Source organism: Gluconacetobacter takamatsuzukensis (assembly GCF_014174275.1).
Taxonomy (GTDB): Bacteria; Pseudomonadota; Alphaproteobacteria; order Acetobacterales; family Acetobacteraceae; genus Gluconacetobacter; species Gluconacetobacter takamatsuzukensis.
Genome location: NZ_JABEQK010000003.1, coordinates 56,971 through 79,098, shown reverse-complemented (window position 1 = coordinate 79,098; position 22,128 = coordinate 56,971). Strand labels below are relative to the sequence as shown.

Annotated in this window: 23 protein-coding genes; 16 read left to right on the top strand and 7 right to left on the bottom strand. The window is 68.2% G+C overall.

The window, feature by feature from the left end:
* Nucleotides 1–40 precede the first annotated feature (40 nt).
* Genes grxC through HLH27_RS04800 form a run of 4 tightly spaced genes read left to right on the top strand, consistent with a single transcriptional unit; the run spans nucleotide 41 to nucleotide 2,601 of the window.
* Complete coding sequence (grxC, locus tag HLH27_RS04815) at nucleotides 41–301, top strand: glutaredoxin 3 (protein WP_182948317.1); 261 nt, start codon at nucleotides 41–43, stop codon at nucleotides 299–301.
* 19 nt (nucleotides 302–320) lie between these two features.
* Complete coding sequence (locus tag HLH27_RS04810) at nucleotides 321–761, top strand: DUF1178 family protein (RefSeq protein ID WP_182948315.1); 441 nt, start codon at nucleotides 321–323, stop codon at nucleotides 759–761.
* 54 nt (nucleotides 762–815) lie between these two features.
* Nucleotides 816–1,340 carry a DUF2147 domain-containing protein gene (locus HLH27_RS04805; protein ID WP_246375486.1) on the top strand — a complete coding sequence of 175 codons (525 nt, stop codon included), beginning with the start codon at nucleotides 816–818 and terminating at the stop codon, nucleotides 1,338–1,340.
* Nucleotides 1,341–1,371: 31 nt separating this feature from the next.
* Nucleotides 1,372–2,601, top strand: coding sequence for a lactonase family protein (locus HLH27_RS04800; RefSeq protein ID WP_182948313.1), 1,230 nt, complete (start codon nucleotides 1,372–1,374; stop codon nucleotides 2,599–2,601).
* Between the two features lie 91 nt (nucleotides 2,602–2,692).
* Here the strand turns inward: HLH27_RS04800 and ubiG are convergent, their stop codons facing one another.
* On the bottom strand, nucleotides 2,693–3,448 hold the full coding sequence (ubiG, locus tag HLH27_RS04795) for a bifunctional 2-polyprenyl-6-hydroxyphenol methylase/3-demethylubiquinol 3-O-methyltransferase UbiG (protein ID WP_182948311.1): 756 nt from the start codon (nucleotides 3,446–3,448) through the stop codon (nucleotides 2,693–2,695).
* A gap of 157 nt (nucleotides 3,449–3,605) precedes the next feature.
* Here ubiG and HLH27_RS04790 point away from each other — a divergent pair, with 157 nt between their 5' ends.
* From HLH27_RS04790 to prfA, 6 genes are all read left to right on the top strand, one after another.
* Nucleotides 3,606–4,859 carry an aspartate kinase gene (locus tag HLH27_RS04790; protein ID WP_182948309.1) on the top strand — a complete coding sequence of 418 codons (1,254 nt, stop codon included), beginning with the start codon at nucleotides 3,606–3,608 and terminating at the stop codon, nucleotides 4,857–4,859.
* Between the two features lie 5 nt (nucleotides 4,860–4,864).
* A complete protein-coding gene (locus tag HLH27_RS04785; protein WP_182948307.1) occupies nucleotides 4,865–5,938 on the top strand; it encodes an NAD(P)H-dependent flavin oxidoreductase in 1,074 nt (357 codons plus the stop codon).
* Complete coding sequence (locus HLH27_RS04780; RefSeq protein WP_182948298.1) at nucleotides 5,935–7,113, top strand: RodZ domain-containing protein; 1,179 nt, start codon at nucleotides 5,935–5,937, stop codon at nucleotides 7,111–7,113. The genes HLH27_RS04785 and HLH27_RS04780 overlap by 4 nt, the downstream gene beginning before the upstream one ends.
* Nucleotides 7,114–7,246: 133 nt before the next feature.
* Nucleotides 7,247–8,389 (top strand): flavodoxin-dependent (E)-4-hydroxy-3-methylbut-2-enyl-diphosphate synthase, encoded by a 1,143-nt coding sequence (gene ispG, locus HLH27_RS04775; RefSeq protein WP_182948296.1) that lies wholly within the window; start codon nucleotides 7,247–7,249, stop codon nucleotides 8,387–8,389.
* A gap of 164 nt (nucleotides 8,390–8,553) precedes the next feature.
* Complete coding sequence (gene hisS, locus HLH27_RS04770; RefSeq protein WP_182948294.1) at nucleotides 8,554–9,804, top strand: histidine--tRNA ligase; 1,251 nt, start codon at nucleotides 8,554–8,556, stop codon at nucleotides 9,802–9,804.
* A 3-nt stretch (nucleotides 9,805–9,807) separates the two neighbouring features.
* Nucleotides 9,808–10,866: a peptide chain release factor 1 gene (prfA, locus tag HLH27_RS04765; protein ID WP_182948279.1), complete on the top strand. Its 1,059-nt coding sequence runs from the start codon at nucleotides 9,808–9,810 to the stop codon at nucleotides 10,864–10,866.
* A 13-nt stretch (nucleotides 10,867–10,879) separates the two neighbouring features.
* Here prfA and HLH27_RS04760 read toward each other — a convergent pair whose 3' ends face one another.
* A complete protein-coding gene (locus HLH27_RS04760; RefSeq protein WP_408870793.1) occupies nucleotides 10,880–11,344 on the bottom strand; it encodes a hypothetical protein in 465 nt (154 codons plus the stop codon).
* A gap of 30 nt (nucleotides 11,345–11,374) precedes the next feature.
* On the opposite strand from HLH27_RS04760, the gene prmC reads away from it, so the two are divergent.
* Together prmC and HLH27_RS04750 are read left to right on the top strand one after the other, a co-directional pair.
* Complete coding sequence (prmC, locus tag HLH27_RS04755; protein ID WP_182948277.1) at nucleotides 11,375–12,256, top strand: peptide chain release factor N(5)-glutamine methyltransferase; 882 nt, start codon at nucleotides 11,375–11,377, stop codon at nucleotides 12,254–12,256.
* A gap of 384 nt (nucleotides 12,257–12,640) precedes the next feature.
* Nucleotides 12,641–13,075: a DUF4167 domain-containing protein gene (locus tag HLH27_RS04750; protein ID WP_182948275.1), complete on the top strand. Its 435-nt coding sequence runs from the start codon at nucleotides 12,641–12,643 to the stop codon at nucleotides 13,073–13,075.
* Nucleotides 13,076–13,116: 41 nt separating this feature from the next.
* Here HLH27_RS04750 and HLH27_RS04745 read toward each other — a convergent pair whose 3' ends face one another.
* Complete coding sequence (locus tag HLH27_RS04745; protein ID WP_182948273.1) at nucleotides 13,117–14,382, bottom strand: adenosylmethionine--8-amino-7-oxononanoate transaminase; 1,266 nt, start codon at nucleotides 14,380–14,382, stop codon at nucleotides 13,117–13,119.
* Nucleotides 14,383–14,435: 53 nt separating this feature from the next.
* Here HLH27_RS04745 and bioF point away from each other — a divergent pair, with 53 nt between their 5' ends.
* From bioF to bioD, 3 genes are read left to right on the top strand one after another with little or no spacing between them, the layout of a single operon-like run.
* Complete coding sequence (gene bioF / locus HLH27_RS04740; RefSeq protein WP_408870792.1) at nucleotides 14,436–15,659, top strand: 8-amino-7-oxononanoate synthase; 1,224 nt, start codon at nucleotides 14,436–14,438, stop codon at nucleotides 15,657–15,659.
* On the top strand, nucleotides 15,643–16,326 hold the full coding sequence (locus tag HLH27_RS04735; RefSeq protein WP_182948271.1) for an alpha/beta fold hydrolase: 684 nt from the start codon (nucleotides 15,643–15,645) through the stop codon (nucleotides 16,324–16,326). The genes bioF and HLH27_RS04735 overlap by 17 nt, the downstream gene beginning before the upstream one ends.
* Nucleotides 16,323–17,738: a dethiobiotin synthase gene (gene bioD / locus HLH27_RS04730; protein WP_182948269.1), complete on the top strand. Its 1,416-nt coding sequence runs from the start codon at nucleotides 16,323–16,325 to the stop codon at nucleotides 17,736–17,738. Before HLH27_RS04735 ends, bioD begins: the two co-directional genes overlap by 4 nt.
* Before the next feature lie 50 nt (nucleotides 17,739–17,788).
* On the opposite strand, the gene lexA is transcribed toward bioD, so the two are convergent.
* Nucleotides 17,789–18,529 carry a transcriptional repressor LexA gene (gene lexA / locus HLH27_RS04725; protein WP_182948267.1) on the bottom strand — a complete coding sequence of 247 codons (741 nt, stop codon included), beginning with the start codon at nucleotides 18,527–18,529 and terminating at the stop codon, nucleotides 17,789–17,791.
* 149 nt (nucleotides 18,530–18,678) lie between these two features.
* Complete coding sequence (locus HLH27_RS04720; protein WP_182948265.1) at nucleotides 18,679–19,884, bottom strand: molybdopterin molybdotransferase MoeA; 1,206 nt, start codon at nucleotides 19,882–19,884, stop codon at nucleotides 18,679–18,681.
* A gap of 158 nt (nucleotides 19,885–20,042) precedes the next feature.
* Between HLH27_RS04720 and rpmG the strand changes: the two genes are divergently transcribed.
* Nucleotides 20,043–20,210 (top strand): 50S ribosomal protein L33, encoded by a 168-nt coding sequence (rpmG, locus tag HLH27_RS04715; protein WP_114728317.1) that lies wholly within the window; start codon nucleotides 20,043–20,045, stop codon nucleotides 20,208–20,210.
* A gap of 102 nt (nucleotides 20,211–20,312) precedes the next feature.
* Here rpmG and HLH27_RS04710 read toward each other — a convergent pair whose 3' ends face one another.
* Nucleotides 20,313–20,642: an FtsB family cell division protein gene (locus tag HLH27_RS04710; RefSeq protein ID WP_182948263.1), complete on the bottom strand. Its 330-nt coding sequence runs from the start codon at nucleotides 20,640–20,642 to the stop codon at nucleotides 20,313–20,315.
* A gap of 118 nt (nucleotides 20,643–20,760) precedes the next feature.
* Nucleotides 20,761–22,041, bottom strand: a complete 1,281-nt coding sequence (gene eno, locus HLH27_RS04705) for a phosphopyruvate hydratase (protein WP_182948261.1) — start codon at nucleotides 22,039–22,041, stop codon at nucleotides 20,761–20,763.
* Between the last annotated feature and the right edge of the window lie 87 nt (nucleotides 22,042–22,128).

Below are 22,128 nucleotides of genomic sequence, written 5' to 3'. Positions count from 1 at the left end.
TGTCTTCAGAATCGGTTACTTTCCTTCTTCGGGGATCGGAATGCCCAGCATCGAAATCTATACCCAGCCAGGCTGCCCCTATTGCGTCCGCGCGGTGCGCCTGCTGCAACAGAAGGGCGCGCATTTCACCGAAATCCGCGCCCTGCACGGCACGCCCGAGCGCGTCGAGGCCCGGGAGCGCTCGGGCGGGCGTACGACGGTGCCGCAGATCTTCATCAACGGACAGCATATCGGCGGCTGCGACGACCTGATGGCGCTGGAACAGCGGGGCGCGCTCGATCCGCTGCTGCGGGCGGCCTGACAGGGAATCGGGGGCTGGCGTGATTTGTTATCAGCTGCGATGCGATGCGGGGCATGAGTTCGAGGGCTGGTTTCCCGGCAGCGAAGCGTTCGACGACCAGGCGCGCCGAAACCTTCTGTCCTGCCCGCAATGCGGCACCGTCAACGTCGTCCGTGCCCTGATGGCGCCGGCCGTGCGCACCGCACCGGCCCGCGTGCCCGAGGCCGCGCGACCGGGTGCGGAGGCAGGGGTTGCCATGCCCGCCGCGCTGATGGCCGCGATGCAGCGCCTGAGGCAGCATGTCGAGGAACGATGCGAGAATGTCGGCGATAAATTCGCCGACGAGGCGTTGAAGATCCATCGCGGCGATGGCGAACAGCGCGGCATTTACGGCCGGGCGTCGGAAGAGGATTGCGACCGCTTGGCCGATGAGGGGATCGAGATCATGGCCATACCATGGGTCCCACGTGCCGACGGTTGATCGCACGCAGGGAAGGGGACCGGACCCCCGGGGGCTGGAATCAAGGTGGAACGCATGGATGACAGAACAAGCCGAGGGGCCGGCATGATCCCACTCCCGCAGGGCCGGCGCCATGGCGTGCGGTCGCTGGCGGCCCTGGGCGTGCTGGCCCTGCTGGCCACGAACCCCAGGCCGGCGGACGCGGCGCAGGCCGCCCCCGCGCGCGATGCCTCGCCCGTGCTCGGGCAATGGGAAACCCGGGAGCATGACGGCGTATTCGAGATCAAGCCCTGTGGCGACGAACTGTGCGGCCGCCTGGTCGGCATGCGCTATACCGGCGAGATTCCGAAGGCCAAGGACGGGACTTCGGAATGCGGGCTGCTGATGCTGACCGGATTCGTGCCCGATTCGGACGATGCCGGCCGCTGGAACGGACACATCCTCGATCCCGACAGCGGGAAGGTCTACCAGGCCCAGATCTGGTCGCCACGCGACGGGGTCCTGAAACTAAGAGGCTATGTGGGCATTCCTCTGTTTGGAGAAACCCATACGTGGACACGCTATGGCGGCACGATCGGAGCGCGTTGCCAGATGCCGTGAGCCGCCCCTTTCAACTGAATTCGTGAGCGACATGAACCCACTTCTCTCGCGACGCGGCCTGCTGACCGGGCTGGCCGTGTCGGGTATTCCCTTCGCCGCCTCGCGGCCCGCCCTGGCCGCGATCCCGGCCAGGGCGCGGACATTGTGCTATATCGGCGGCTACAACAAACATGCGCCGCCCGGAGGGGCCGGAAACGGGCAGGGCATCGCGCTCTTCGAGATGAACCCCACGACCGGCGCGCTGGCCCCGGTTTCGACCTTCACCGACATTGCCAGCCCATCCTTCATCACCCTCTCGGCCGACAGCCGCTTCCTGTATGCGCTCAGCGAGATCGACGATTTCAACGACCAGCATGACGGCAGCGTCACGGCGTTTTCGGTCGACCGGCTGTCGGGCGAGCTGACCCGGCTGAGTGTCGTCTCGTCGGGCGGGGCGGTTCCGGCCCATCTCAGCATCCATCATTCCGGCCAGTATGTTCTGGTCGCCAACTATGTCGGCGGCAGCGTAGGCGTGCTGCCCGTGCGTCCCGACGGCAGCCTGGGCGAGCCCACGGATATCGTGCACAATTCCGGGCCGCGCATGCCGGAACGGGCGCAGGACAACCCGCCCGGCAATTTCGCGGTCAGCGACCATGCCGGGCCGCATGTGCACATGGTGGCCAGCGACCCATCGGGAAACTTCGTTGTGGCCTGCGATGCGGGGCTGGACCGGCTCTATGTCTGGTCGCTGGATCTGGCGACGGGCAAGCTCAAGTCCGCCGCGAAGCCTTTCCTGTCGCTGATGCCGGGATCGGCGCCACGCCATTTCGCCTTCAGCCACGATGGGCGGACGCTCTATATCCTGTGCGAGCAGGATTCCAAGGTCGTTGTGGCCAGGTTCGATCCCGCGACCGGCGCGATCACGCCGCAGCAGCGGGTCAGCACCGTCACGTCCTATTTCCAGGGCAGCACGCTGGCGGCTGAAATCCTGCTGTCACCCAATGGCCGCTATGTCTATGCGTCCAACCGGCTGGGCGATTCGCTGGCCGTCTTCCGTGTGGGCCCCGACGGATTGCTTACCCTGATCGACGAGGTCTGGATGCATGCGGATTACGGGCGGGCCATGATGTTCGACCCGTCCGGCACGTTCCTGTTCTGCGCCAACCAGCGCAGCGATTCCGTCACGTCGTTCCGCGTCGATCCCGAGACCGGCGCGCTGGACTTCACCTGGCATTTCACCGCCATCGGCAGCCCCACCACCTTCGCCTTCCTCCAGCTCTGACAGACTGGGCGGACATGCGCGCGGGTGGCGATCCGGCGCATGTCCGGGTCGGGCTCTGGACAGAAGCCGGCAGGAGCAGGGGCAGGGGCAGTTACCCCGGCACCGCCAGGCTGGCGATGTAGTTGACGCCCAGGTCGCGGCTTTCGCGCCAGCCGCTCAGGCCGGGCATCATGCCGGCGATGTCGGACACCCGCAGGCCGGCCTGGCCCGCAAGGGTGCCCAGTTCGGCGGGAGTGATGAATTTTCGCCATTCGTGGGTGCCCACCGGCAGCAGGCGCAGGATGTATTCTGCCCCGATCTTGGCCGTCGCCAGCGAGCGCAGGGTGCGGTTCAGGGTCGAGACGATGATGACGCCGCCCGGCTCCACCATCCCGGCCAACAGGCGCAGGAAGGCGGCGGGGTCGGCAACATGCTCGATCACCTCCAAGGCCGAGATCGCATCGAAGCGCGCGCCCTCGGCCCGCAGGTCCTCGGCACTGCCGGCGCGATAGGCCAGCGGGCCCGCGCCTGGCGGCAGCGGGTGGGCCAGCGCGTGGGCACGGGCGGCCTCGATCGCGGCATCCGACGCATCCAGCCCCAGCACGTCGTAGCCCATGCGGGCCAGACCCTCGCTGGCCAGGCCCGCGCCGCAGCCGATATCCAGCAGGCGCGTCACGGGCGCGGATTCGCCCGCACGCGGCGCCGGCAGATGGCGCCGGGCCCAGTCCAGGCGCAGGCCGTTCATGGCATGCAGCGGCCGCATCGGGCCCGACGGGTCCCACCACCGGTCGGCAAGGGCGCTGAAGCGGGCGATTTCGTCCGGAACGACGGACGGGCCGTCCGAATGGACCGAATCGTTGACCTGCATGGCTTCACCCCCTCCACATCTGGCTTCTCCCGCTGGACGGCACAGCGGGGGAAGGGTATGTGACGCGCCTTGCAGATAACCGCAATGCCCCGTCCGATGCCCCAGCGGCCCCAGACGGGCTGGAACGGCCCCCGCGCCGAACTGGAGAGCCCTTTCGATGTCCCGTCCCACTCCGCGGATCGTCATGAAATTCGGTGGCACCTCTGTGGCCGACCTCGACCGAATTCGCGCGGTGGCGGAAAAAGTCCGCAAGCAGGTCGAGGCGGGGTGCGAGGTCGCGGTTGTCGTCTCGGCCATGTCGGGCGTCACCAACCAGCTGGTCGGCTATTGCCAGTCGCTGTCGCCGCTGCACGATGCGCGGGAATATGACGCGGTCGTCGCGACCGGCGAGCAGGTCACCAGCGGCCTTCTGGCCATCGCGCTGCAGACCATCGGGGTCGAGGCCCGGTCGTGGCTGGGCTGGCAGATCCCGCTGCGCACCGATGCCGCGCACGGCAAGGCCCGCATCGCCTCGATCGACGGCGAGGCGCTGATCGAGCGCATGCGGGCCGGCCAGGTGCCGGTCATCGCCGGCTTCCAGGGCGTGGCCAATGACGGGCGCATCACGACGCTGGGGCGCGGCGGGTCCGATACCTCGGCCGTGGCCATCGCGGCCGCCATCGGGGCCGACCGGTGTGATATCTATACCGACGTCGACGGGATCTACACCACCGACCCGCGCATTGTTGCGAGGGCGCGGAAGCTGGATAAGATCACCTACGAGGAAATGCTGGAACTGGCGTCGGTGGGGGCGAAAGTCCTGCAGACCCGCAGCGTCGAACTGGCAATGAAGGAACGGGTGCGCGTGCAGGTGCTGTCGAGCTTCGTCGACGGCCCGGCCCCGTCGGAAGACAACCTGCCCGGATCATTAGTGGTGGATGAGGACGAGATCGTGGAAAAGGAACTGGTCGCCGGCATTGCCTATTCGCGCGACGAAGCGAAGCTGTCGGTCCGGCGCATTCCGGACCGTCCCGGAATCGCGGCCGCGATCTTCGGCCCGCTGACGGCGGCCAACGTCAATGTCGACATGATCGTGCAGAGCACCGGCGCCGACGGGCTGACGAACATGACCTTCACCACCTCCAAGAGCGACCTGGCCCGCGCCATCCAGTCGCTGGAATCGTCGCGGGACGTCATCCAGTACGGCGAGCTGGTGACGGATGACGACGTGGTGAAGATCAGCGTGGTCGGGATCGGCATGCGCTCGCATGCCGGGGTGGCGAACCTGATGTTCCGCACCCTGTCCGACCGCAACATCAATATCCAGGTCATCTCGACCAGCGAGATCAAGGTCTCGGTACTGATCGCGTCGGAATATACCGAACTGGCCGTGCGGGCGCTGCACACGGCCTATGGCCTCGACGCGGCCTGATGGCGATGGAGACGCTCGTTACGCAGCCGCCGGGTGACGCCACGCAGCGGGCCGCCGCCCGCGCCCGCCTGGGCCGGCTGTGGGCCGCCGGCACGGATTTCCTGGGCAGCGAGGTCGCGATCCTGGGCGGCGCCATGTCGTGGGTCAGCGAACGCAACCTGGTGTCGGCCATCTCCAACGCTGGCGGCTTCGGCGTGCTGGCCTGCGGCGCGATGGAACCCGACCGCCTGGCCGAGGAAATCGCCGCGACCCAGGCCCTGACCAGCCGCCCCTTCGGCGTCAACCTGATCACGATGCATCCGCGCCTGGACGATCTGGTCCAGGTCTGCCTGGCGGCCGAGGTGTCGCATGTGGTGCTGGCGGGCGGCATCCCGCCCGGCCCGGCGATCCGGGCGCTGAAGGATGGCGGGGCAAAGGTCATCGCCTTTACCCCGGCGCTGGTGCTGGCCAAGCGGCTGGTCCGCATGGGCGTCGACGCGCTGGTGATCGAGGGTGCCGAGGCCGGCGGGCATGTCGGGCCGGTCTCGCTGACCGTGCTGGCGCAGGAAGTGCTGCCCCATATCCGCTCGGTCCCCGTCTTCGTGGCGGGCGGGCTGGGGCGGGGCGAGGCCATCCTGTCCTATCTGGAACAGGGGGCGGCCGGCGCGCAGCTGGGCACGCGTTTCGCGGCCTCGGCGGAAAGCATCGCCCATGACCGTTTCAAGGCCGCCTTCGTCCGCGCCAATGCGCGCGACGCGGTCACGTCGGTACAGCTCGACGAGCGTTTTCCTGTCATTCCGGTGCGCGGCCTGTCGAACGAGGGCGGGCGGGCGTTCCTGCGTCATCAGGCGGAGATGATCCGCCGCTATCTGGACGGCGAACTGACGAAAGAAGCCGCCCAGCTCGATATCGAACATTTCTGGGCCGGTTCGCTGCGCCGGGCGGTGATCGAGGGCGACGTGGAAAACGGCTCGGTCATGGCCGGGCAGTCGGTCGGCATGATTACTTCCGTCCAGCCGGTCGCCGCCATCATTGCCGAGCTGGTGGAGCAGGCCGTCGATGCGCTGGTCCGGCGCGACATGGTAACGGGTGAGTCGTGAGTGACGAGTCCGCCCGGACTACGCTGAACGATTCCGGCGCCAGGGCGCTGGCCGGCGGCGTCGGGCCGGCCCTGCGGGCGCGGCGCGAGCAGCTGGGCTGGGCGCTGCCCGACGTGGCGACCTGGCTGCGGATACGCCTGGCCTTTCTCGAGGCGATGGAAGACGACCGGGTCAAGGACCTGCCGGGGAATGTCTACACGCTGGGCTTCCTGCGCACCTATGCCCAGGCGCTCGGCCTGGATGCCGAGGCCCTCGTCGCGCGCTTCAAGGCCGAGGCGCGGGGCAGCATCGACTGCAAGCCCGAACTGTCCTTTCCCGCACCGGCCTCCAGCGGTGCGATGCCGGTCGGCGTCATGGTGCTGCTGGGTGGGGTCATCATCATCCTGGCCTATGTCGGCTGGTATCGCATGACCGGCGGGCAATCCACGCCGCCGCAGCCCGTGCCCTCGGTTTTCTCGGCCATTCCGGGCATGACGCGCCAGGCCCCGACCTCGCCGCAGGTTGCCTCGGTCCTGCCGCCGGAACGCGCACCCATTCCGCCACGGCCCCTGTCGGAGCCCGAGAAATCGGCGATCACCGAGGGGGATATTCCCGCCGAGCCCACGCCGGCACCGGGTAGCCATGCCGAACCGGATGGCCAGCCCACCCTGTCGGCCGACGGCAGCGATGCGCCCGCCGCGCCGGCCGGGGCGCCGGCTCCTGCCCAGCCCGCGGTGCCGGGCACGGCACCGGCTGCCGTGGCGACCGCGCCTGTGCCGGCGCCGGTTGCCGCTCCGGCGGCTGCCGCGCCGGCGGGCCAGATCGTGCTGACGGCATCGGCCCAGACCTGGGTGCAGGTCAGGGTTGCTGGCGGATCAGTGATTTATGACCATATCCTGCAAGCGGGCGAGAGCTGGACCGCACCGCAGGACAAGGCCGACCTTCTGCTGACGGTCGGCAATGCCGGCGGCCTGGTGGTCAGCGCCGATGGGGTGACGACGCAGCCGTTGGGGCGGAATGGCGCGGTGCGGCGCAACCTGCCGCTGACCCGCGAGGCCATCCGCAGCGGCGGTATCGTGGCTCCAGCGCCTGCGCCGTCGGTGCGGCCGGTGCCGCAGGCGGTGCCGGAGCGGGTGGAGGGCACGGGGCATCCGCCTGTCGCCGTGCCGCCCGCACCGGTGGAAAGCGGGCATTGAAAGGACCATGGCCGGTCGCGCCCGCTCTGGCCAAACGGAACGGTTTTTGGCAGGAAGCAGGCACGGAAAGGCGGCGCGCCGTCATGCCGGCGGATAGAACAATGTTATCATCGCCTCATCCGGAGGGCAGACAATGAGCAGCTATCGTCCCTATCAGTATATCGAACGGCGCAAGTCGCGGCAGATCCATGTCGGCAAGGTGGCGGTGGGCGGCGACGCGCCGATCTCCGTCCAGACCATGACCAACACGCTGACGACCGACGCCGAAGCGACGATCGCGCAGATCCGCCGGGCCGAGCTGGCCGGCGTCGACATCGTCCGCGTATCGTGCCCCGACGAGGAAAGCACCGCCGCGCTGGCCGAGATCGTGCGCGAGGTCAACGTGCCGATCGTTGCCGACATCCATTTCCACTACAAGCGCGCGATCGAGGCCGCACAGGCCGGCGCGGCCTGCCTGCGCATCAATCCGGGCAATATCGGCAGCCCCGAGCGCGTGCGCGAGGTGGTGAAGGCGGCCAAGGATCATGGCTGCTCGATCCGCATCGGCGTGAATGCCGGTTCGCTGGAAAAGCATCTTCTGGAAAAATACGGCGAGCCCAACCCCGAAGCGCTGGTCGAAAGCGCGCTGGAGCACGCCAAGATCCTGGAAGATCACGATTTCCACGAATTCAAGATCAGCGTGAAGGCGTCGGACGTCTTCATGGCCGTCGCCGCCTACCAGCAACTGGCCGAGGTCTGCGACCACCCGCTGCATATCGGCATCACCGAGGCGGGCAGCAAGCGGGCCGGCACGGTCAAATCCTCGATCGGCCTGGGCAACCTGCTGTGGGCCGGCGTGGGCGACACGATGCGCGTGTCGCTGTCGGCCGAGCCGGAAGAGGAAGTGCTGGTTGGCTGGGATATCCTGAAGTCGCTGGGCCTGCGCCATCGCGGCGTGAAGATCATTTCCTGCCCGTCCTGTGCGCGGCAGGGCTTCAATGTGATCCAGACCGTGCAGACGCTGGAAGATCGGCTGGCGCATATCCAGACCCCGCTGACGCTGTCGATCATCGGCTGCGTGGTCAACGGGCCCGGCGAGGCGCTGATGACCGATATCGGCGTGACCGGCGGCGGCTCGGGTCGCCATATGGTCTATGCCGCCGGCCGGCAGGACCACACGATCGCGGCGGATTCGATGATCGAGCATATCGTCGAGATGGTCGAGAAGAAGGCCGAGATCCTCCGCGCCGAGGAAGAGGCCGCAAAGGCCGCCGACGCGGTCGTCGCGGCCCAGTAAGGCCCGCTTCGACCCGTGCGTTTCGCCCCCTTCGGGGCGAAACGCCATGAGATTTCACAGGCTGTCCTCTCGAACATGCCGACGCAGAGCAGGAGCGGCCCGGTCGGGCCCCGATTGCCGGCGGCGCTTTTCAGGGCGGCCTCGCAGAACAGGAACATCGATCCGTGAGCAGCCTGCAACCCGTCCGTGGCACCCATGACCTGATCGGCGAGGAGCAGCGGCGCCATGCGCATGTGGTGGATACCGCGCGGCGCATCGCGGGCCTGTACGGCTTCGATGAATGGTCGACCCCGATTTTCGAGGATACGCGGGTCTTCGCGCGCTCGCTGGGCGATACGTCCGACGTGGTGTCGAAGGAGATGTATTCGTTCGAGGACCGGGGCGGCGAATCCCTGACCCTGCGGCCCGAGGGCACGGCGGGCGTCTGCCGCGCGCTGGTGACCAACGGCCTGACCCAGTCCCTGCCGCAGAAAGTGTTCTATGCGGGGCCGATGTTCCGCTACGAGCGCCCGCAGAAGGGCCGGTACCGCCAGTTCCACCAGATCGGCGCCGAGTTGATCGGCGCGGCCGAGCCCCTGGCCGATGCCGAGGTGATCGCCATGGGGCGGGACATCCTGAAGGCGCTGGGCATCGCCGACGACGCGGTGGTGGAACTGAACACGCTGGGCGATACCGAGAGCCGCGCCGCGTGGCGCGCCGCGCTGATCGCCTATTTCACCGAATGCCGGGACCAGCTGTCCGAAGACAGCCGCGCCCGGCTGGAGCGCAACCCGCTGCGTATCCTCGACAGCAAGGCGCCGCAGGACCGGGCCCTGGTGGCCGACGCGCCGCTGATCGGCGCCTTCCTGACCGACGAGGCCCGGACTTTCTGGGACGACCTGCGCAGGGCGCTGGACCTGCTGGGCGTGCCGTTCCGCGAAAATCCGGGCATCGTGCGTGGCCTGGATTATTACGGGCACACGACCTTCGAATTCGTGACCGACAAGCTGGGTACCCAGGGCACCGTGCTGGCCGGCGGCCGGTATGACGGGCTGGTGGCCGAAATGGGCGGCCCGCGCACACCGGCCATCGGCTGGGCCGGCGGGATCGAACGGCTGGCCCTGCTGCTGGACAGCGCGCCGGCGGCCCCGCGCCCCGTGGCCGTGGTGCCGCTGGGCGAGGGCGCGACGGGTGCCGCGGTCACGCTGTTGCAGGCGCTGCGCGCCCACGGCGTGCGGGCGGAAATCGCCTATCGCGGCAATGCCAAGCGCCGGATGGAACGGGCCAACCGAATCGGCGCCACCCATGCGGTGCTGATCGGCGATGACGAAGTGGCGCGCGGCGTGGCCCAGGTGAAGGCGCTGGACGAAGGGTCGCAGAGCGAACTGGCGCTGGACGCCATCGCGCCCTATCTGGCCGGGGCGGCCGGCCGCTAAGCCATGGGTCTCGACGACAGGCTGGACCGGATCGTAGGCCGGTCGGAAGAATTGCAGGACATGCTCGCCCAGGGGCTGGTGGGCGAGGCCTTCAGCAAGGCATCGCGCGAATATGCCGAGCTGGAGCCTATCGTCAGCCGGATCGGCGCGCTGCGCCAGGCAGAGCGCGAGGCGATGCAATCCGAATCGCTGCTGGCCGATCCGGAAATGCGCGAACTGGCCGAGGCCGAACTGGGCGAATTGCGCGACCGGATTACGGAGCTGCGCCACGATATCCGCATCGCCATGCTGCCGCGCGACGAGGCCGATGAACGCAGCGCCATCCTGGAAATCCGCCCCGCCGCCGGCGGGGACGAGGCCGCCCTGTTCGCGGCCCAGCTGTTCGATGCCTATCGCCGCTACGCCGCCCTGCGCGGCTGGCGTTTCGAGGTGATGGAATTCGACGAATCGGAACTGGGCGGCCTGCGCGAGGGGATGGCCACCATCGCCGGGCGCGGCGTGTTCGCCCGCCTGAAATACGAATCGGGCGTGCACCGGGTGCAGCGCGTGCCGGCTACCGAAAGCCAGGGCCGCATCCATACCTCGACCGTGACGGTCGCCATGCTGCCCGAGGCGGGCGAGGTCGACGTCCAGATCAACGACAGCGACCTGCGCATCGATGTCTACCGGGCCTCGGGCGCCGGCGGCCAGCATGTCAACAAGACCGAAAGTGCCGTGCGCATCACCCATCTGCCGACCGGCGTGGTGGTGGCGATGCAGGAAGAGAAGAGCCAGCACAAGAACCGTGCCAAGGCGATGAAGATCCTGATGGCGCGGCTGTACGAGCGCGAGCGTGCCACCGCCCATGCCAGCCGCGCCGCCGACCGCAAGTCGCAGGTCGGCACCGGCGACCGGTCGGAGCGCATTCGGACCTACAATTTCCCGCAGGGCCGGGTGACGGACCACCGGATCAACCTGACGGCCTACAAGATCGACCGGGTGATGCTGGGCGAGTTCGACGAATTCATCGACGCCCTGATCCAGGACGAACAAGCCACTCTGCTGGCCGCCGAGGGCCTTTAACGCGGCCCGTGTCTTACGATGTAGGGACCGAGCAGACCGACGACCGGCCCGGCTGGCGCTCGACGACCGACGGGTCGTCCGGGTCGGCCAGGTAGAATTCGGTGAAATTCCGGGTGCCCAGCGCATTGAGCGTGCGCCCTTCGGGATGATGCAGCACGCCTCCGCCATTGACCTCGTGCATTTCCGTCCGGCCCTCGGGGGTGCGTATGGTAATTTCGCCGCACAGCGCATAGGTGTGGTTGACGCCGCCGGCGGCGGTCTCCACGCGGATGGCACGCTGCGGCACCGTCGCATCGAGCTTGATCGTGGCGGCAAGCTGATCGTCGATATACAGCCGGGAGATCTCGGAAATCTCGTTGTCCGCCCGACCGTCGACCACCGTGAAGGTACCGGCGCAGGCGGGAAGGGCGGTGGCGGCCAGGGCCGTGCCCGACCCCAGAAACACAAGGATTTTCCATGAACGAGCGTGCGGCATCATGGGGCCAGAGTAGGACGGAATTCGCCTGAAATGAAAGAGGACGCGCCGGCCGGGCCGGACGAGGGGGCAGACCTGCGGGCATGCCTCGGCTGGGGCGGGACGCACCTGCGCGATGCCGGTGTGGACGATCCGCGTCGCGAAGCGCGGCTGCTGATGGCCCATATTCTGGGTACCGACCTGGCCGGCCTGCTGGCACGGGCGCAGATCGACAATTTCGGGCGGGACGCCTTCGCGGCGGCGGTGCGGCGCCGGGCGGCGCGCGAGCCGATGGCGCATATTACCGGGCGGGCCGGGTTCTGGTCGCTGGATCTGGAAACCTCGCCCGCGACCCTGATCCCGCGCGCCGACAGCGAGACCCTGATCGAAGCCCTGCTAGCCTGTCGCCCCGACCGCGCGCAGGTGCGCAGCGTGCTCGACCTGGGCACGGGGACCGGCTGCCTGCTGCTGGCGGCGCTGAGCGAGTATCGCGCGGCATGGGGGGTGGGGGTGGATATCGCGCCCGATGCCGCCCGCCTGGCCGCCCGCAACGCCCGGCGCGCGGGGCTGGACGATCGCTGCGCCATGCTGGCCGGCGACTGGGCCGCATCGATTCGGGGCGTGTTCGACGTCGTGTTCAGCAATCCGCCCTATATTCCGCAGGGCGACCTGGCCGGGCTGATGCCGGATGTCCGCGATTACGAACCCGCCCGCGCGCTGGATGGCGGCGCGGACGGGCTGGATGCCTATCGAGCGCTGATCGACGCCTTGCCCCTGCTTCTGGCGCATGACGGGGTTGCCGTTTTCGAGATCGGGATCGGGCAGGAGCGCAGCATGCCGGCCCTGGCGGAGCGATCCGGGCTGGAAATCGTGGATATACGCGCCGATCTTGTGGGTATTCCGCGCGCCGTGGTGATGCGGCATCGGCAGGGGTGAGAAGCCGTTCTGCCGTGTCGGCGGCATGGTGATTATGCGTCTGCGCGCCGTGTGAGGCGGGACGCGCGTGCAGGTGCCCCGGTAGAGCGGCTGCGCAAACAGGGGCGGAGTAAAAAACCATTTGGCAGACCGGGTATAAGGGCATAGATTACCGGCGGAATGCGGACGGGGGTTTTTACCTTTCCGAGATGCCGCATACCGATCCTGAATGCATGAAAACTAAAATGACCGCACGGGTGCGTGCAGGGACCTGGGTCGTTGCATCATGCCGCAGGATCAGATGCCGGGCTGCACGCCAGGCGCTCAGAATGACAATAGGGGATGGTTGGCCCCGGCGGTCGCACGCAAATGGCGGCCGTTAACAGGAAAGTGCTGCGACAGCTTATGAACATGAAACGCATGCGGGGCCGGCACCATCGTTCGGGCGGCAGCAATGGCGGAAGTGTACGCCAGCAGAACGGCCAGATCCCCCTCAATCGTAACCATGTGTTCGACAGTAATGGGCCGGATCTGCGCATTCGCGGCACCGCCCAGCAATTGTTTGAGAAATACCTTCAGCTTGGGCGCGATGCCAGCGGCGCGGGCGACCGCGTGATGGCCGAGGCCTATTTCCAGCATGCCGAACATTATTTCCGCATCCTGAACGCCATGACCCAGGCGGCGCAGCAGAACCAGCAGGAACGTCAGGAACGGCAGGTTCGCCAGCGCCCGGTGGCGGTCAGCGAGGGTGATGATGCGGCCGAGGAAGGCAGCGAGGAAGCGACGGTCGAAAAGAACCGCCCAGGTTCGGACTCGGAACTGGCTCCGGTCGAAGCCTGACCCGTTGCGGGACCGGCGTTTCGCGCCGGTCCCGCACGGTCCTACGGGGCGTCGGCCAGAACGGTGCGGATCGCGCCCGTCAATTTCGCCAATTCTTCCTTCGTCACCGTAAAAGCCGGCGTCAGATAGACGATCGAGCGGAACGGGCGCACCCACACGCCCTGTTCGACCAGCCTGGCCTTCAGGCGGTTCATGTCGTCAATCCGCTCCAGTTCGACTACGCCGATCGCGCCCATCACCCGTACATCCCGCACGGCGGGCAGGTGGCGGCATGCTTCCAGCTCGTCGCGCATCTGCGCCCCGATCGCCGCGACCTGTTCCAGGCGCGGCTCGCGCGCGAACAGGTCCAGCGAGGCGTTGGCGCAGGCGCAGGCCAGCGGATTGGCCATGAAGGTGGGCCCGTGCATCAGCGCATGCATCGGGTCGTCCGACAGAAACGCCGCAAAGACATGGCGCCGCGCCACGGTGGCGGCCAGCGGCACCGTCCCGCCGGACAGGGCCTTCGACAGGGTGACGATGTCGGGCACGATATCCGCCTGCTGGCATGCGAACATGGTGCCGGTGCGGCCGAATCCGGTGAAGATCTCGTCCAGGATCAGCAGCACGCCATGCCGATCGGCAATGTCGCGCAGGCGCCGCAGGGTTGCCGGGTCATGGAACAGCATCCCGCCCGCGCCCTGTACCAGCGGCTCGACCAGAATCGCCGCCACGCGCTGCCCTTCGGCCTCCATCAGCCGTTCCAGCGCGGCCGTAGAGGGCTCGTCGCGCGGCAGGTCGGTGATGAAATGCCGGGGCAGGATGCCGGCGAACAGGCTGTGCATGCCTTCCTCGGGGTCGCACACCGCCATGGTCGCCAGCGTATCGCCGTGATAGCCGCCACGAAACGCCACCAGGCGGGTCCGCCCCGGCTGGCCCCGGTTCAGCCAGTATTGCATCGCCATCTTGATCGCGACCTCGACCGCGACCGAACCGGAATCGGAAAAGAAGACGCGTTCCAGATCGCCCGGCAGCAGATCGGCCAGCCGCCGCGCCAGGCGCAGCGCGGGCTCGTGCACCAGCCCGCCGAACATGACATGCGGCATGCGCGAAAGCTGGTCGATGGCCGCCTGGCGGATATACGGGTGGTTATAGCCGTGGCAGGCGGTCCACCAGGACGCGATTCCGTCCACCAGTTCCCGCCCGTCGGCCAATTGGATCCGGCATCCGTCGGTCGCGGTGGCGGGCAGGGGGGGCGATACCGTCTGCATCTGGGTGTAGGGCAGCCAGATATGCGGCAGTCCGGCTTCGAACCAGTCCGGTCCGGTCATGGGCGTGGCTCTCCTGGCGGGGACGGGACTTCAGACTGGAATTGACCGGGTTCATGGGGTCCGGCACAAACCATCGCTTCATGACCCGTTTCGATGAATTTTTCCAGACCGCGCTGGAGGGACTGTCCCGCCGGCATCTGCGGCGCGACCTGCGGCCGCTGGAACGCGACGGGCCGGTGACCGTCCGGCGCGACGGCGCGACGCTGCTGAATTTCTCGTCGAACGATTATCTGGGCCTGTCCGTCCATCCGGCGCTGAAGGCGCGGTCCAGCGAATGGACGCAGCGTTTCGGCACCGGCAGCGGGGCCTCGCGGCTGGTCACGGGTACCAGCGAACAGCACCGGCTGGTCGAGGAAAAACTGGCGCGCTTCAAGGGCACCGAGGCGGCGTTGCTGCTGGCATCGGGCTGGCAGGCCAATGCCGCGGTCCTGCCGGCCCTGTTCCGCCTGTCGGTGGAGGCCACCGGCGCGCCGGCGGTGGTCTTTACCGACCGGCTGAACCACGCCAGCCTGCATCACGGCTGCCAGGCGGCCGGCATCCGCCAGATCCGCTTCGCCCATAACGATCTCGCCCATCTGGAGCAGGCGCTGGAGCGCCATCGCGACCAGAAGGGCCTGCGCTTCATCGTCACCGAGAGCGTGTTCAGCATGGACGGCGACCGGGCGGATGTCGCGGCCCTGAAGGCGCTGGCCGAAAGGCACGACGCGTTCGTGTATCTGGACGAGGCGCATGCGACCGGCGTGCTGGGCCCCCAGGGCCGGGGCCTGTCCGCCGAATGCGGGGGCGTGGACCTGGTGATGGGCACGTTCAGCAAGGCGCTGGGCGGGTTCGGCGCCTATGTCGCGGGCTCGCGCGCGCTGTGCGACTGGCTGGTCAGCACCTGCTCGGGCTTTATCTATACCACCGCGCTGCCGCCCGCCCTGCTGGGGGCCATCGACGCGGCGCTGGACCTGGTGCCGACGCTGGATGCGGAACGCAGCCATCTGGCGTCGCTGGCGGCGCATCTGCGGACCGAACTGGGCAACCGGGGCTGGTCCACGGGCTTATCCTCCACGCAGGTCGTGCCGGTCATGGTCGGGGACGCCGGACAGGCGCTGGCACTGGCCCGCACGCTGGCCGCGCAGGGCATATTGGGGGGTGCGATCCGGCCGCCGACGGTGCCGCCTGGCACCGCGCGCATCCGCCTTGCGCTGAATGCGGCGCATGATGCCGGAATGCTCGACCGGCTGCTGCGGGCACTCGACGAGGGGGCACGGGAGCATGGCATTGTCCGGTGATCCGGCGCCGCCGGCGCTGTTTCTGGTCCATGGCTGGGGCTTCACGCCCGATTTCTGGCAGCCTGTCCGCGCGCGGCTGGGCGGGGTGGAGGCGACGGCGCTGGATTTCGGCTTCTTCGGACCCGAGCGCATGACGGCGCGGCCGGCCGGGCGCCATGTGGCGGTCGGCCATTCGCTGGGTGCGCTGTGGCTGCTGCTGAATCCGCCGGCCGATTGCGCCGGCATGCTGCTGATCAACGGTTTCGCCCGGTTTGGCGCCACCACCGATTATCCGCAGGGCATTCCGCCCCGCGTGATCGAACGCATGGCACGCGGGCTGGAGCATAATCCGGACGATGTGGTCGCCACCTTTCGCGGCCGCGCGGGCATTGCGACCCCGGCACCCGGCCCGGCCCGGGCGGAGCGGCTGGCGCGGGCGCTCGAATTGCTGCGGGATGCCGACGCGCGCGGCGCGTTGGCGGCGGAGGCCGGCACCGGCCTGCCGCCCATCCGCGTGCTGGCCGGCGGGCAGGACCCGATCGCGCCGCCTGCGATGACCGAGGCCAGTTTCCGCGACCGCGTGCCGGTCGAATGGGTCGAGGATGGCGGCCACCTGCTGCCGCTGACCCATCCCGACCGATGCGCCGCCGCGATTGCCCGCCTGATCGCGGAATCGGGCCGGTCATGACCATGCGCAAGCAGCACATCGCCGCCCGTTTCGGCGCCGCCGAAACCTATGACGACGCAGCGCGGGTGCAGCGCCTGGTTGCCGGCCGGCTGGCCGAGCGGATTGCCGCCACCGGCGTCAGGCCCGCGCGCATCCTGGAAGTGGGATGCGGCACCGGCTTCCTCAGCTCGCATCTGCGCCGCCTGTTTCCGGACGCGGAACTGACGGTAAGCGACCTGGCACCGGAGATGCGCGACCGCGCCCGCCGCCGGCTGGACGGCATGCCGGGGCAGGGCGCCCTGCACGCACTGGTGCTGGATGCCGAAGCCCCCGAAACAGCGGGCGGGGGCTACGACCTGATTTGCTCCAGCCTGTCCATGCAATGGTTCACCGACCGCGCGGCGACTCTGGCGCGACTGGCCGCGATGCTGGCGCCCGGCGGAATGCTGGCCTTCTCCACCCTCTGCGCGGGCAGCTTCGCCGAATGGCGGCGCGTGCATGCAGCGGCGGGCCTGGATTGCGCGATCCCGCCTTATCAGGCCCCGGCGCAATTAGAAGAGGAATGGCCCCGCGCGGGGCAGGGGCTATGGCAGGAAGAGACGATTCTCGACCGGCCGGAGACGGCGCTGGCCTTCGTGCGCGAACTGCGCCAGATCGGTGCGTCGCTGCCGCGCGAAGGCACGCGCCCGGTCGCGCCGGGCACCATGCGCCGCCTGCTGCGCGCGTTGGAAACGCCATCGGGCGTGACGACGACCTACAGGGTCGGGTACGGCCTTTTTCATACGCCCGCTCGCCCGGGCGTCTTCGTGACGGGCACCGATACCGGGGTCGGCAAGACACTGGTTTCGGCCTGTCTGGTCCGCGCCTGGGCGGCGGAATACTGGAAGCCCTTCCAGACCGGGATTGCCGAGGACATTGCGGACAGTGTGACGGTCGCGGAACTGGCCGGGCTGGACCCGGCCCGCATCCACCCTCCGGCCGCCGTGCTGTCGGCCCCGCTCTCGCCCTTCGACGCCGCCGAGCGGGAAAATACGGTGCTCGACACTGCCGGGCTGCGTCTCCCCGCCCGGCGGGGCGCGCAGCCGCTGGTCGTGGAAGGGGCGGGCGGGGTGATGGTGCCCGTGGCGCCGGATTGCATGATGATCGACCTGATTGCCCGCTTCGCGCTGCCGGTGGTGCTGGTCGCACGCAGCCAGCTTGGCACCATCAACCATACGCTGCTGACCTTGCAGGCCCTGCGCCAGCGGGGAATCGCCATTGCCGGCGTGGTGCTGAACGGCCCGCCATCCGCCGAGGCAAGACGGGCGGTCAGCCTGTTCGGCGGCGCGCGGGTACTGGCGGAATTTCCGCACCTGGACGAAATCGGCCCGGCGCAGGTCGATACGCTGGCCCGGCTTCTGCCGTCCTTCGCGAACCTGTCGGATCAGAGGTAGTTTCAAAAGCCCCGCTAGCGGCGGCCCGACGGCGGTTTTTGAACCACCTTTCAGTAGCGGCGCAGCAGCCCGACCAGGGAGCCCTGGATACGGACCCGGTCGGAGGGCACGATGCGCGATTCGTAACGCGCATTGGCGGGTTCCAGCGCGATGGTGCTGCCGCGCCGGCGGAGCCGTTTCAGCGTGACTTCCTGATCGTCGATCAGCGCCACCACGATCTGCCCGTTATCGGCGGTGTCGCCGCGGCGGATGATGACGGTGTCGCCATCGAGAATCCCGGCCTCGATCATCGAATCGCCGGCGACTTCCAGCGTGTAATGATCGCCACGGCCCAGCAGGTTCATCGGCACGGCGACCTGCGCCCCGGTCTCGCGCAATGCCTCGATCGGCTGGCCGGCGGCGATGCGCCCGTAGAACGGCAGGCTGACCGCCTCGGCATCGGTCGCGATGGGCGCGCCCGCCAGCCTGCCGGCGAAATCGCCCTTGATGACGTTGGGCACGAAGGCATGATCGGCCGAAGCAGGCGCGGCGGCCGCAAGCACGCCGATAGGCTCCTGAGAGGGGGAAGAAGACCCCATCTCAGGCAGGCGCAGCACCTCCAGCGCGCGGGCGCGATGGTGGCGGCGTTGCAGGAAGCCGCGTTCTTCCAGTGCCGAAATCAGCCGGTGGATACCCGATTTCGACCGCAGGTTCAGCGCATCCTTCATTTCGTCGAAGGAGGGCGAAAACCCGGTCTGCTTCAGGTGCCGGTCGATGAACAGCAGCAGTTCATGTTGCTTGCGCGTCAGCATTGGCACCCCGTGACCCAATCGTTCCGTCAGCCGGCCGATCCGTTCTCAGCAGAAGGGAACAAACAGGAAACCGCCTTGTTGCGTTCTATATTGGTTCCCGCCCGGCCGTCAATATCAATGCCGTAACCGATATGGGGGTGTCGGGCTTTTCAGATCGCAAGCGTGTCCAGCCTGACCACCCGGCAGGTTTCGCCCGCCCGGGCCGGGGGCGCATGGGGGGCGCGCATGATCAGGGCCTGGCTGCGGGCCAGGGTTTGCAGCATCGCCGAATCCTGGCGGTTGAAGGCGGTCGCGACCAGCCCGCCATCCGGGGCGCGGGACAGGGTGGCACGCAGGAAATCGGCCCTGCGGTCATTCTCAGGCAGGTTGCCGCCCAGGGTCGCCAGATCCTCGGGCAGGGTCCGTTCCGCGTGCCCGGCCAGCGTGCGGATGGCCGGCAGGGCGAACATCAGGCCGCAGACCAAAGCCGCCACCGGGTTGCCCGGCAGGCCCAGCACCGGCACCCGGCCGATCCGGCCATGCATCAGCGGCTTGCCGGGGCGCATCGCGATCTTCCAGAAATCGACCGCGAGCCCGATCCGCTCCAGCCCCTGCTGCACCAGGTCGTAGCGGCCGACGCTGGCGCCCCCGGCGGTCAGCAGCAGGTCGGCAGTCTCGATTCCCTGTGCCAGGCGGGCAATGTCCGCCGCGCTGTCGCGGGCGGATGGCAGCATGACGGGCACGCCGCCGCAGGCACGCACCAGGGCGGCGAGCATCGGAGTGTTGGAGTTGGCGATTCCGCCCGGCGCGATCGGGTCGCCGGGCAGCGCGATTTCATCGCCGGTGGACAGGATGACCACGACCGGGCGGCGGCGCACGGCAACCCAGGCATGGTTGGCGGCGGCGGCCAGCCCGATATCGCGCGCCGTCAGCGCACGCCCGGCGGGGACGACGACCTGGCCACGGGCGAAATCCTGCCCAAGCCTGCGGATATGCTGGCCGGCGCCGGGCGGAACGGCGACCGTGACGGCGCCCCCGGCTTCCTGCGCGTTTTCCTGGATCAGGATCGCGTCGGCACCCTCGGGCACCACGCTGCCGGTATAGATCCGTACCGTCTCGCCGGGTCCGACCCGGCCGGGGAAGGGGTGGCCGGCCGGGCTTTCGCCCACCAGCGACAGCACGCCGCCGGGCGCGCAATCGGCCGCCCGCACCGCATAGCCATCCATGGCGGACACGTCGGCCGGCGGGTTGTCCAGCCGCGCCGCGATGTCGGCGGCGGCGATTCGGCCCCAGGAATCGGCCAGCGGTACCAGCTCCGGCCCCGTGGGCACGAGGTCTGCCAGGATACGCGCCTGGGCTTCGGCGACACTCAGCATCGGTCCCAATTCTCCCCAATCGACGGTCGCGCGCACATATCTGCTCGATTCGTGCGACTAACGCTTGACCTGAGGGCTCTGTATGCGCATTTTCCGCCGACTTGAACCACTGCTGCACCTGATTGTTCCAGCAGCGGCGGAGCAGTGCTGAGGATTCCATGGCCAAGACCAACACCATTCAGATCAAGCTCGTCTCGTCGGCAGACACCGGGTATTTCTACGTCACGAAGAAGAATGCCCGTGCGCAGACCGGCAAGCTCGAAATGCGGAAATACGACCCCGTTGCGCGCAAGCACGTGGCCTTCCGCGAAGCGAAGATCAAATAATCCACTCTGCCCCGCGCGTTTCGTGCGGGGCAGGTGCAGAAAAGGCCGGGCATCCCACGGGATGCCCGGCCTTTTCTGTTTCGGGCGCGATCACGCGGCCGGTCAGAACAGCCGGTCGTGCGGCCCGTAGGGAATGACCAGTTCGCCCGGCCGCGCCAGGTTCAGCATGGCGCGCGACCGCTCGTCCAGCGTGTCGCGGTCCAGCGCCTTTTCCTTGAGTCCGCTCACCCTGCGGGACCAGGCATTCTGCTCCGAGACCGCGTCCACCTGGGCGGCGCGGGCCTCGTCCAGCAGCCGCAGCTGCGCCTGGTAGCTGTGAATGCCGTGGTCGCCCTGCATGGCGTTGACGCCGAAATAGGCGGTCAGGCCGATGAACAGGGCAGGGGGGATGACCATACGGAGGGCCCGCCGCACAATCCGGCCGATCTGCATGGTCAGTCTCTCTCCCATCCCAACAGGTTATCGAAAGGCAGCCCGTACTATTCCCGATTCGGCGACGGTGGGAAACTGTTTTCCGCGCCACGCCGCCGAATCGGATCGCACCGGGCGATCAGGCCGTCTTCAGGATCGTCCGGCCAGCATAGCGGGCGGCGGTCGCCAGCTCGTTCTCGATACGGATCAGCTGGTTGTATTTCGCGGTCCGGTCGGAGCGCGACAGCGAACCGGTCTTGATCTGCCCGCAATTGGTGGCCACGGCCAGGTCGGCAATGGTCGAATCCTCGGTCTCGCCCGAACGGTGGCTCATCACGGCGGTGTAGCCCGCGCGATGCGCCATCTCTACGGCTTCCAGCGTCTCGCTCAGCGTGCCGATCTGGTTCACCTTCACCAGCAGCGAATTGGCGACCCCGGCCTTGATGCCGCGACGCAGGCGCTCCGGATTGGTCACGAACAGATCGTCACCCACCAGCTGGACCGTCTTGCCCAGTGCGGAGGTCAGGGCGGCCCAGCCCTCCCAATCGTCTTCCGCCAGTCCGTCCTCGATCGACACGATGGGATAGCGGGCGACGAGGTCGGCCAGGTAGCCGATCATGCCGGCCGAATCCAGGCTCTTGCCCTCGCCCTCCATGACGTAGCGGCCGTCGCGGTAGAATTCGGTCGCGGCGCAGTCCAGCGCGAAGGTCACATCCTCGCCCGGGCGATAGCCGGCGGACTCGACGGCCTTGGTGATGAAGCCCAGCGCCTCGTCGGCCGATTTCAGGCCGGGCGCGAAGCCGCCTTCGTCACCGACATTGGTGTTGTGGCCGGCCGCCGACAGGTTCTTCTTGAGCTGGGCGAAGATCTCCGACCCCACGCGCACCGCGTCGGCCAGCGTGGGCGCGCCCACCGGCTGGATCATGAATTCCTGGATGTCGATCGGGTTGTCGGCATGCTGGCCGCCATTGACGATATTCATCATCGGCACCGGCAGGGTGCGCGCATACACGCCGCCGACATAGCGATAGAGCGGAACCTGCAATTCCTCGGCCGAGGCCTTGGCCACCGCCAGCGACACGGCCAGGATCGCATTGGCGCCCAGCCGGGCCTTGTTGGGGGTGCCGTCCAGGTCGATCATCGCTTCGTCGATCGCGACCTGATCCGCCGATTCGGCGCCGTGCAGGGCTTCGCGGATCTCGCCCTCGACATTCTCCAGCGCCTTCAGCACGCCCTTGCCGCCGTAACGGGACTTGTCGCCGTCACGCAGCTCGACCGCCTCGTGCGCGCCGGTCGATGCCCCGGACGGGACAGCGGCGCGGCCCTTGGCGCCGGACGCCAGCTCGACATCGACCTCCACGGTCGGGTTGCCGCGACTGTCCAAGATTTCACGGGCGACGATATCGACGATAGCACTCATGGATCTGCTTCCTCGGTTTATGACTATTGGGCCCGTTGCAGTCTGGCCGCGACATGCAACGGCGACCGGGGCGTCCTTTCGGCCATC